At 34.9% G+C, this 4,036-nt stretch carries 4 protein-coding genes; 2 read left to right on the plus strand and 2 right to left on the minus strand.

Annotation, left to right across the window (positions count from 1 at the left end; translation table 11 throughout):
• Nucleotides 1-37 precede the first annotated feature (37 nt).
• Nucleotides 38-502, minus strand: a complete 465-nt coding sequence (locus tag AFK68_RS10775) for a hypothetical protein (protein WP_094672700.1) — start codon at nucleotides 500-502, stop codon at nucleotides 38-40.
• A gap of 450 nt (nucleotides 503-952) precedes the next feature.
• On the opposite strand from AFK68_RS10775, the gene AFK68_RS10780 reads away from it, so the two are divergent.
• Complete coding sequence (locus AFK68_RS10780; protein ID WP_094672701.1) at nucleotides 953-1,756, plus strand: HAD family hydrolase; 804 nt, start codon at nucleotides 953-955, stop codon at nucleotides 1,754-1,756.
• Nucleotides 1,757-2,428: 672 nt separating this feature from the next.
• A complete protein-coding gene (locus AFK68_RS10790) occupies nucleotides 2,429-3,643 on the plus strand; it encodes a DNA double-strand break repair nuclease NurA (protein ID WP_094672703.1) in 1,215 nt (404 codons plus the stop codon).
• 91 nt (nucleotides 3,644-3,734) lie between these two features.
• On the opposite strand, the gene AFK68_RS10795 is transcribed toward AFK68_RS10790, so the two are convergent.
• A partial coding sequence (locus AFK68_RS10795; protein WP_210407344.1) for a hypothetical protein occupies nucleotides 3,735-4,036 on the minus strand: 302 nt, incomplete at its 5' end.

Genomic DNA, 4,036 nt, shown 5'->3' on the forward strand with positions numbered 1-4,036 from the left:
TTAGACACGCTTTCTAAATTATATTAATAGTTAAATTCTAATCTAAAAAACCCATCAAACCTTCACTATCAATCTGATTAGAAGCAACTGGACGATTCATCACAGTTTGTTCAACTTCTAGATGATTAGTACCAATTGGACGAACTCCAGAAGCAGTAATTGTACCATGAACTTCTAATCCACTAACTACTACTGGACGAATCCCAGAAGCAGACATTGTATGGTCAACTTTAAGACCAGTTGAAACTATCGGACGATTGGAAATTGTTCTAGTATACTTAAGATGAGTTGTACCAATAGGACGATTTCCAGGTAAGGCTAATTTTCCAGACTCTTGAGCCTCTTCTACTTGCTTTTCTTGTACTGGTTTGGTTTCTACTTGTAAAGTGGTGCGTTGTTGAGAACCTTGCTCCAATTTTGTTGGCTGACTACTTTGAGTATTAGGTTTGGTGGTAGTATCAGTAGTTTTATTAGTTTCTGTCATAGTTCCATTTGTACTCATAATTTTACTTCTCCATCATTAAAATTGGTTTATCCATACATAATTTAGAACCACTACTTTTGACTTTTTGGCCTTCTGACAAAAATAATTCTTAAATTTTAATAAACCTGTAGTTATTCTAACCATACTTAAAGCAAAAAGGATACTTTTGTTAAAAAATGCAATATCTAAAATGGAAGGAAGAAGGAAGAAGGGAGAAGGAAGAAAGGAGAACGGGTATAACGCTACTTAATAGACTTATGCGTGATAATCAATAATCAAATCAATTATTGCGTATAAGTCATCAATTCTTTCTCTTACTCCCTACTCCCTACTCCCTACTCCATGTTTAATAATTGAGAAATGTCCGCGCCCTTTGCTTCAATTGTTATAAATTGTGAAAAAAGAGGGAAAATGATAGAGATAGTTGTCTTAACTGACAACAACTGATAATTGATAACTGAAATGATTATGCCAACAAAAACTCCTAATCTTATAGCTCTTGACTTTGATGGCGTTTTATGCAATGGGTTGATTGAATATTTTCAAACAGCTTGGCGTACCTACTGTCAAATTTGGCAAGCATCGGATGAAGTACCTAATAATGATTTAGCAGAAAAATTTTATCGGTTACGTCCTGTCATTGAAATTGGTTGGGAAATGCCTGTTTTAATTCGAGCTTTAATATTAGGTATAGAAGAGGAAAGTATTTTTCAGGAATGGCAAGCGATCGCTGAAAAAATTGTTATTGAGGAAAATCTAGATAGAGCAGAAATAGGTACTTGTTTAGATCGTACTAGGGATGAATGGATAGCAAAAGATTTAGAAGGGTGGTTGTCTTTACATGAATTTTATCCAGGGGTTGTGGAAAAGGTAAAAGAGTTAATGGTATCGGAGGTTAAACTTTTTATTGTAACAACTAAGGAGGGAAGGTTTGTTCGTTCCCTATTACAAAAACAAGGTGTTAATTTACCGGAAGCAAATATTATTGGTAAAGAATGTAAACGTCCGAAATATGAAACTCTGAAAATTTTATTGGCAGACTTAGGTGAAGGTGCAATTATTTGGTTTGTTGAAGATAGGTTGAAAACTTTACTATCGGTACAAAAACAATCAGATTTAAAAGAGGTAGAATTATTTTTGGCTGACTGGGGTTACAATACTCAGAAAGAACGAGATTCTGTATATCAACATCCACCTATTGGTTTATTATCTTCTGCTCAGTTTTGTCAGGATTTTTCTGTATGGAAGGAAGAAGGAAGAAGTAAGAAGTAAGAAGGTTCCGAAAAAACTCAAATTTAGGAAATATAGCAATCCTAATGGAAGGAAGAAGGAAGAAGGAAGAAGGTTCGGAAAAAAATTCAAATTTAGGTAAATATAGCAATCCTAATGGAAGGAAAAAGGAAGAAGGAAAAAGGTTCGGAAAAAAATTCAAATTTAGGAAATATAGCAATTCTAAAAAGCAAGAAGGAAGAAGTTTTGTAGTCAACATGAGTCAAAACCGCTATAATTTGACTCAGGGAGGAAGGAGTAAGGCTGGTTGAACATTAAGGAAAAAACTGAAACATCGGAAATAATATTTTTCTAGTATATTTATTTCTCTTTCTGAAAAAAAAGAAGATTGATTCCTTTTTCCCTTCTTGCTTATTCCTTCTTCCTTCTAACTTAATTATCTTTCTGAATTATCTGAAAAAAAAGAAGATTGATTCCTTCTTACCTTATTCCTTTTTCCTTATTCCTTCTTCCTTCTAACTTAATTCTCTTTCTGAGTTATCTGAAAAAAAAGAAGATTGATTCCTTCTTACCTTATTCCTTTTTTCTTCTTCCTTCTAACTTAATTCTCTTTCTGAATTATCTGAAAAATAAAGAAGATTGATTCCTTCTTACCTTATTCCTTTTTCCTTCTTCCTTCTAACTTAATACTCTAAAAATTAGGAAATTAAAACTATGCTAGACCTAACAAAACTAGCACAACAAATGCAAGGGATGAGTCAACATCTGACAAAAGAAGCTCTGGCTGCTCAAAATAGATTAGAGATAGCTCAACAATTATTGGCAGAGGCAAAAAATGAACAAGAAGAATTATTAGAATTAGAGGAAAGTTGGAGCGATCGCTTACTTTTTAATCCTGCTGTTCCTATAGAATCTTTAGATACTTACCCTCTGATTAATCTGCCTCCTAAAAATCATACGGTATTTGCTACGGATGGTTCTCAAATAGCTCCAAGTCACCATGAAATTGCTTATTGTTATTTGTTAAATATTGGGCGAGTAATGTTGCATTATGGGGAAAGTATTTATCCGCTTTTAGATAGTATCCCAGAAATTTTTTATGAAGCAGATGACCTTTATATTTCTCGACAATGGGGAATTAAAACTGAAGAATGGATGGGTTATCGACGGACTATTTCTGAGGCTTTGGTTTTGGCAGAATTAGGTTGTGAATGGGTGAAAAATAATTCTGATAATTTAGGTTCGCCAATATTAGCTATGGTTGATGGTTCGTTAATTTATTGGTTCTTAGAATCTTTGCCTTCTGAAGCACGGGATAAAATTTTAAATCCTATTTTAGATGCTTGGAATAAATTAAAATTGGCTGGCATTCCTTTGATTGGTTATTTGAGTGCTTCTCGCAGTAATGAAAGTTTGTCTTTTTTACGTTTAAAGGGTTGTATTTATGATGAACCTGACTGTATTAGTTATTGTCCTAATGTCGGGTTAGGAGGATTTGGTTTTACGGAAAAAGCACCTTGTCAGTCATTTGAACCGTTGCGAGATGTAATATTTTGGGGTTCAATATTACAGCCTGGAGAAAGGAGCCCTTTATGGCAATCTTCTGCTAGAATTTTGGATTTATATGGGGATAATACTATCTATTTTTGTTATGTGAATGTTGGTACGGAAGTTGCCAGAATTGATATGCCGGAATGGGTGGCTGAAGATGAAGAAATCTTGGAGTTAGTGTTAGGAATGATGTTAGCTCAAGTGCAGAAAGGTTATGGTTATCCGGTGGTATTAGCAGAAGCTCATAATCAAGCGGTGGTTAGGGGAGGCGATCGAGCAAGTTTCTTTGCTTTGTTGGAGCAGGAAATGATTAAAGCAGGTTTGAAAAATGTGGGAACTTCTTATAAGGAGACTCGGAAGCGAGGGAGTATTGCTTAATTTTAGGAGTCAGGACTCAGGAGTCAGAATTCAGGAGGAATTTCCATTATAACTGTAGGGGTTTGGTCTCCAAACCCTAACCCCTTGAGACTCAATGACGGAATAAGAGCGATCGCTCCTTGACAGCCAGAAAAAGTTGTTTTATTTTCAAAGTAGATAAGTATTGTGGGGAAATATTGGCTCTTTTTTTAGAGCTAAAATAACTGTAGGGATTTGGTCTCCAAACCTTAACCTTAACCTGATAACTGATAACTGAAGTAACTGTAGGGGTTTGGTCTCCAAACCCTAACCCCTTGAGACTCAATGACGGAATAAGAGCGATCGCTCCTTGACAACCAGAAAAAGTTGTTTTATTTTTAAAGTAGATAAGTATTGTGGGGAAATATTGGCTCT

It is taken from the genome of Hydrocoleum sp. CS-953, from assembly GCF_002260545.1.
In the GTDB taxonomy this organism is placed as follows: Bacteria; Cyanobacteriota; Cyanobacteriia; order Cyanobacteriales; family Microcoleaceae; genus Trichodesmium.